Genomic DNA, 6,441 nt, shown 5'->3' with positions numbered 1-6,441 from the left:
CTTCCGCGGAGGCCGCCTCGTCGTGCCCTGAACCCCACACCGACCGTACCCTCGCCGCGGCAGAGCCCGCCGGGGCCGGCGGGCCGCGATCTCAGGCGAGAGTCCACTGGTCCGCTCGCGTCCCGGCAGCGGCGTGGCGTTTTTCGCGCGATGCGCGCGGGCCGAGTCGCCAGCCGCGGGCGAGTTGCCCAGCCAATTACCCGGCAACCGCCGAAGCCGTCCACCCGACCGGTCGAGCTCGGTAATCCGTGCGCGGTCCGAGAGCAGGGTGATGGCGGCGGTCATGTCCCCCGGGAGGGAAGGGTGAAGACCACGCCATGCGTGCCCGGAAAAGCGAATGGATCAGGGTCAGGAGATACGGGTGACGGCGAGGGCGCCGAGGGCGCGTGCCGCGCCTGGCGGGGCGCCGGCACCTATCGTGATCTCGAGGTAGTTGTCGCCCTTGGCGACATACATGGACTGGATGTTCGCCCCGGTGGTGCAGGCGTAGGCGCGGTAGCCGGCGCCGTCGGCCCTCTCGAGCCGACCGTCGGGGCACGCCGGCGGGTCCTGCCAGCCGGCGCTGGCTCCCGAGGACCCGCGCGAGGTCCAGACCCGCACCCAGCCCTTGGGAGAGCCGTATGGGCAGCCAAGCACCTGCTGATCGCTCACGGACGGGAACGCGGTGCCCTGCTGGAAGGTCGAGCCGGCCTCGGCGCTGACCTCCGCGGCGGTGAGCAGGGAGCACGGCGGGGCGGCCTGCGCCGCCGAACCAGCCGAGCCGCACGCCGCGGCGTGCGCGAGCGCCAGGACCAGGCCCGCCACCGCCGCCACCGATCGCGGTCTCCGGAAGTCGACCATGGCCTGATCATCCCGAAATGCCGCTGCCGGACCCCGACGTGTCCGGATTCAGACACCCGGGCGCGCGACGAACGCCGGATCCCCGCTGAGACGGCCCGGCCCCGCCCGCTCCTCGAGCTGTTTCCGCGAGCAGGAGGGGGCGATGGCGGTGGCTACCCGATCGCCGTCGCTTGGGCTGAGCCGCGGGCAATGGGCAATGGCGGGCTGGTGACTGTGACAGGTCGACCGTGTCGGGTGAGCGTGCCGGCGTGCCGCGGGCACCGAGGCGTGGGCTCCCGGTCGCGGTCCGTGCGGCGGGGTCCCGGGAGGGTGTGGCCCGCGCCGCATGGGCGGCGGGCGGCTTGCGGGCCCCGCGCCGGTCGGGCTGAATGGGGCGCCATGGCGATGACGTTGCTGCGTGGCGGGGTCGTGCTGCCGATGGCGCCGGACCGGCGGCGACGGCTGCTGCAGCCGGGGTCGGTGCTGTTCGACGGGGTGGAGATCCTCGCGGTGGGGACCGTCGAGGAGGTCGACGCGGACCCGCGCGTGGCCGGGCCGGGCGCGACCGGGCCGGAGGTCCAGGTCATCGACGCGACCGGGTTCGCGGTCCTGCCGGGCCTGCACAACTGCCACCTGCACTCCGGGCTGCTGCGCGGGACCGCCGAGGGGCTGGCGCTGTTCGACTGGCTGCAGACCTACGTCGACCCGGCGCACCGGGCGCTCACCCCCGAAATCGCCGAGGCCGCGAGCTGGCTCTGCTACGCCGAGGCGCTGCGAACCGGAACGACGTCCGTCATGGACATGTGGCGGTTCCTCGATGGGTCGGCGCGGGTCGCCGGAGAGCTGGGCATCCGGGCGACGCTCGTGCCCTATGTCGCCGACGAGGAGGGGTACGACTACTTCGAGTCGATCGACTCGACACGGGCGCTGCTGGCCGCGCACCGGTCGTCGTTCGACGGCCGGGTCCGCTCCTGGGTCGGGCTGGAGCACCTCTTCTACTGCACCGAGCGCGCCTTCGCGGACGCGGCCGCGCTGGCCGCCGAGTACGACACCGGGCTGCACGTCCACTCCAGCGAGAGTCGCTGGGAGGTGGAGGAGTCGCTGCGCCGCTACGGCCACCGCCCACTGGCGGAGATCGCCCGGCGGGGCGCGCTGGCCGACGGGCGGGCCGTCGTCGCGCACTGCGTCTGGCTCGACGACGCCGAGATCGAACTGATCGCCGCGACGGGCACCCGGGTGGCGCACTGCCCGGCGTCGAACATGAAGCTCGCCTCCGGCCCCGCGCCGGTCCCGAAGCTGTGGGCCGCGGGCGTCACCGTCGGCATCGGCAGCGACGGCGAGAAGGAAAACAACAACCTGGATATCCTCGAGGAGGCGAAGATCGCCTCGTTGTTGCAGAAGCTCGTCGGGCTCGACCCGACCGCCGGCGACCCGTGGGACATCCTGGCGATGGCGACCATCGAGGGCGCCCGTTGTCTCGGCCTCGGTGACGTCACCGGCAGCCTCGAACCGGGCAAGCGCGCCGACCTCGTCACCGTCGACCTGCGCAAACTGCACACCACGCCGCTGCTGTCGGGAAGCGACGCGAACGTGGCCGCGCACCTGGTGTTCTCGTCGTCCGGTCAGGACGTGGACAGCGTCTGGGTCGAGGGCCGGCGCCTGCTGGCCGGCGGCGCCTTCCTGACCTGCGACGAGGCCGCCGTCCGCGCCCGCGCCCAGGCCGCCGCCGAGGAACTCTTCGCCCGCCGCGCGGCCCTCACCTCGGAATAGCCTCGTAGCGCCGGATCGTGGCCGACGGCCGTTCCTGTAGCCGAGTTTCGGCCGCCCACTCCAGCCGACCTGGTCAGACGTGACCGCGAGCAGACGTTACCGCGAGCCTGGCCCGGCCACTCGATGCCGTCGCCAGACCGCCAGACCGTTCGGCACCACGGGGAAATGGGGATCCAGCGGGGAGGCCGCCCACGTTCCCACGGCGACGCAACCTACCGCGAGCACGGGGCGGGGCCGCGGATGAATGCGCGAGCGGTTCGCGCCTGAGCCATATCAGGCGTGACCGCCCCAGACCGGATTTTCCCACCCGGGGATCGGCGCGGACAAGAGGGCGAGGAAGTTTTTCCGGCTGTCTCGTCGTGGGCCGTCCAGAAAAACGGGCATGCCTGGTTGGCGTCCGAGCCTCCTGGGAAAAACAACTATGCCAGCCATCGGTGTTGCCTTCCATGGTGATTTCCGGGTCGGCGGACGGAAGAGGGAAGATGGTGCGCGCTCGCCGTGCGGCCGTCTCTGGAGGCCGTTCCCCGATTGGGGGACGAGATCCGACATAGGATGGAGCTTCTCATGGCTACTACGTCGAGGTGTCGTCGCATGACGGTGGCCGCTGTGTTGGCGTCGCTGGCCACGGCTGGTGTGGGAGTACCGGCCGCTGCGGCCGCCGCGCCCGAGGCGCAGCCGAACGCCACTAGTACGGATTATTACGACGGTTATTACGACGGCTACAGCGACGGTTACGACTACGGCTATGAGTACGGCTACGACGGCGGCTACCAGGACGGCTATACTGACGGACTCGCTGAATATGCGGGGGACTGAGCCCGGACAGCGGCTGGCGCCGATACGGCGCCAGCCGCTGTTTTCGGTCGACGTGGTCCCTCGCTCCTCGCGATACCGCGCGCCCTGCCGTCGTCCAACGACGGTGACGGCGGCGCGTAGCCCTCTGACAGAGACTGGCCATACGTAGCTCTGACAGAGACTGGCCATAGAAGCGTTCCTCGGCCGCGATTCGGCGCGCGAAGGAGTGCGGAGATCGAGGATGATCGCCGCGGGGCCATTCCATCGTCCGACCTCTCCTTCTCGGACGCTCCGCGGGCCACTCAGCCCACCCGTCCGATCGCGGTCGGTCGTTGCCTGCCGGTGGTCGGTCTGAGCCCGGGGCCTGCCCTGACCGGCCGGGAGCCCGCCACTTCGGCCGCCCAGACGCCGACGCTCATCGCGAATCCGGGGCCTGACCCGATGTCGGGTGGATTCCTCCGTGTCACGACACGGGAACTGCTCGGCATCGGGTGGCCGGGTCCGATGCCGGAGCAGAGGCTGATCACCCGCCGCGCCCCTCGCGCCCGATGAGCCGGCCACGCCGGACCGTGGGCGACGACGGTTCCGACGGCCGGCCTTCCGCGAGGCGCCTGGGCTGACCAGACGCACCAATCTTTTTTGTTCAATCGAACCAGTTTGATGTAGTGTCAGCCGCTGTGGCGGTGGATGGTCGGGATGCGTCGCCGCCGGCTGTTCTGCGGCTCGCGGGCCATCCGGTGCGGTGGCGGCTGTTGAACGAGCTGGCAGCCAGTGATCGCCAGGTACGGGAGCTGACCGGGCTGGTGGGCCAACCGCAGAGCCTGGTCTCCTATCACCTGGGCCAGCTCCGGGCCGGCGGGTTGGTGTCGACGAGGCGCAGCTCGGCGGACGGGCGCGACGCGTACTACTCGCTCGACCTCGCGCGCTGTGCCGAGCTGCTCGCCGCGGCGGGCGGTGCGCTGCACCCCGGGTTGCGGCTCGTTCCGCCGGCCGCCAGCCCCGCCAGCCCCGCCAGCCCCGCCAGCCCCGGCCGGGCGGCAGCGGCGCCGGTCCGCGTGCTGTTTCTCTGTACCGGCAACAGCGCGCGGTCGCAGATCGCCGAGGCGCTGCTGGAGGCGCTGGCGGAGGGCCGCGTGACGGCCCGCAGTGCCGGCAGCCGGCCGAAACCACTGCACCCGAACGCGGTGCGGGTGCTGCGGGCCCGAGGGATAGACCCGAGGGGCCGGCGCTCCAAGCACCTGGCGGAGTTCACCGGCGAGCGCTTCGACTACGTGATCACCATGTGCGACCGGGTCCGGGAGGTCTGTCCGGAGTTTCCCGGATCTCCCGACCTGATCCACTGGAGCCTGCCCGACCCGGCCGGCGAGGGCGACTCCGACGAGGCGACCTACCCGGCGTTCGAGCGGCTCGCCGCCGAGGTGGCGACCCGGGTCCGTTTCCTGCTCCAGCTGATCGACCATCGGTCGCCGGCGGCACACACCTGACACCCGGCCGCGTGCCCTGTGCCCTGGCCCACCCGCCGACGAGGCGACGAGACACCCGCGGAGCGACGCTGTGGACCCAAGCCCCGACGCGGCGGCGACGCCTGCCCGTCCGAGCCTCGGCACCCTGCTGCGCGAATGGGGCAGGATCGGCTGTCTCGGCTTCGGCGGACCGCCCACGCACATCGCCATGTTCCGCGAACTGTGTGTCGAGAAACGGGGCTGGATCACGGCGCACGAGTTCGAGGACGCGATCGCCGCGTGCAACCTGCTGCCCGGCCCGGCCTCGACCCAGCTTTCGATCTACTGCGCGTGGCGGCTGCGCGGCCGGCCCGGCGCGCTCGTCGGCGGGCTCGCGTTCATCGTTCCCGGGCTCGTCGCGGTGCTGGCGCTGTCCGCGTTGTTCCTGGCCGGGTCCCCACCCCAGTGGGTGCGCGCGGCCGGTGCCGGCGCGGGCGCGGCGGTCGCGGCCGTCGCCGTGCACGTGGGTGTCGGCCTGCTGCCGGCCAGCTGGCGCCGCGCGAAGGCCGTGAGCCGGCCGCGCTGGTCGCTCTACCTGGCCGCCGGCGTCGCCGGAGCCGCGACGCTCGGCCCCTGGCTGGTCCTGCTCCTCATCGCCTGCGGCCTGGTCGAGGTGGCCGCCCGCGCGGCCGGCCCCGCCGGCGGGGCCGGCACCCGCCGGCCCGCGGTGACCCCGATGCCAGTGACCCCGGTACCGGTGAGCCCAGCGCCGGTGCTGGCGCTGGCGGCCGGCGCCGTGGCCGGAGGCGGGCTGCTCGCGCTGGCCTGGGTCGCGTTGAAGGTGGGTCTGCTGTCCTATGGCGGCGGCTTCGTCATCATCCCGCTCATGCAGGCCGACGCCGTCGACCATTACCACTGGATGACCGCCAGCCAGTTCCTCAACGCGGTCTCCCTCGGCCAGGTGACGCCCGGGCCGGTCGTGCACACCGTCGCCGCCGTCGGCTACGCCGCGGCCGGAGTCGGCGGCGGGCTGCTGGCCGCCGCCGTCGCCTTCACCCCGTCGTTCCTGTTCGTCGTCCTCGGCGGGCCCCGCTTCGACCGGTTGCGGGACAACACCCGGATGCGCACCTTCCTCGACGGCGCTGGGCCCGCCGCGCTCGGCGCCATCCTCGGCTCCGCCATCCCGCTCGTCCGCGCTCTGCACGAGCCCTGGCAGTTCGTGGTCCTCGCCGGGGCCGCGCTTCTGCTCCTGGTGGCCCGCCGGGGGGTCGTGCTCACCCTGTTCACCGCCGGCGCGGTCGGCGTCGTCGTCGTGGCCGCTGGAGCGACTCTGCCCGCGTGACCGCGCGGAGCCCTTCCCCATCGGCGGCCAAGGGACCTTGACCGGGCCCTGGCCCGAGTGGGCCGCGGGGCCGTCGGCCGCGGGGTGGGACGGGCCGCGATGCCCTGGCTGTCCGCCAGGCGTCACCGGTCCGGACGACCGGGGGAAGGCCCGCGGAAGGGCGCTCGGGCATCGTCCGCCTTCGGGAATTGCCCGCGTTCGGGCGTCGTCCGCGTTCGCGGCCTGACGTCCGCGTGACGTCCGCCCCGTCGTGCCGCGGCGCGACGGCGGGCG

At 72.9% G+C, this 6,441-nt stretch carries 5 protein-coding genes; 4 read left to right on the top strand and 1 reads right to left on the bottom strand.

Features of this window, described 5'->3' with window-relative positions; genetic code table 11:
* Positions 1-348: 348 nt before the first annotated feature.
* On the bottom strand, positions 349-840 hold the full coding sequence (locus I6A81_RS25070; protein WP_203003512.1) for a hypothetical protein: 492 nt from the start codon (positions 838-840) through the stop codon (positions 349-351).
* Positions 841-1,224: 384 nt separating this feature from the next.
* On the opposite strand from I6A81_RS25070, the gene I6A81_RS25065 reads away from it, so the two are divergent.
* From I6A81_RS25065 to chrA, 4 genes are all read left to right on the top strand, one after another.
* Entirely contained in the window at positions 1,225-2,589 is a 1,365-nt protein-coding gene (locus tag I6A81_RS25065; protein WP_203003511.1) for an amidohydrolase, read from the top strand.
* Between the two features lie 591 nt (positions 2,590-3,180).
* The gene (locus tag I6A81_RS25060) at positions 3,181-3,405 is read left to right on the top strand and encodes a hypothetical protein (RefSeq protein ID WP_203003510.1); all 225 of its coding nucleotides are present in this window, start codon (positions 3,181-3,183) and stop codon (positions 3,403-3,405) included.
* Between the two features lie 644 nt (positions 3,406-4,049).
* A complete protein-coding gene (locus tag I6A81_RS25055; RefSeq protein ID WP_307874895.1) occupies positions 4,050-4,868 on the top strand; it encodes an arsenate reductase/protein-tyrosine-phosphatase family protein in 819 nt (272 codons plus the stop codon).
* Between the two features lie 70 nt (positions 4,869-4,938).
* On the top strand, positions 4,939-6,168 hold the full coding sequence (chrA, locus tag I6A81_RS25050) for a chromate efflux transporter (protein ID WP_203003508.1): 1,230 nt from the start codon (positions 4,939-4,941) through the stop codon (positions 6,166-6,168).
* Positions 6,169-6,441: the final 273 nt, after the last annotated feature.

Source organism: Frankia nepalensis (assembly GCF_016786325.1).
Classification (GTDB): Bacteria; Actinomycetota; Actinomycetes; order Frankiales; family Frankiaceae; genus Pseudofrankia; species Pseudofrankia nepalensis.
This window is presented reverse-complemented; position numbering and strand designations above follow the sequence as displayed.

Bases quoted from the DNA above. Each gene is read 5' to 3' on its own strand.
- I6A81_RS25060 (WP_203003510.1), top strand. From the start codon at position 3,181: ATGACGGTGGCCGCTGTGTTGGCGTCGCTGGCCACGGCTGGTGTGGGA.
- I6A81_RS25065 (WP_203003511.1), top strand. From the start codon at position 1,225: ATGACGTTGCTGCGTGGCGGGGTCGTGCTGCCGATGGCGCCGGACCGG.
- I6A81_RS25070 (WP_203003512.1), bottom strand. From the start codon at position 840: ATGGTCGACTTCCGGAGACCGCGATCGGTGGCGGCGGTGGCGGGCCTG.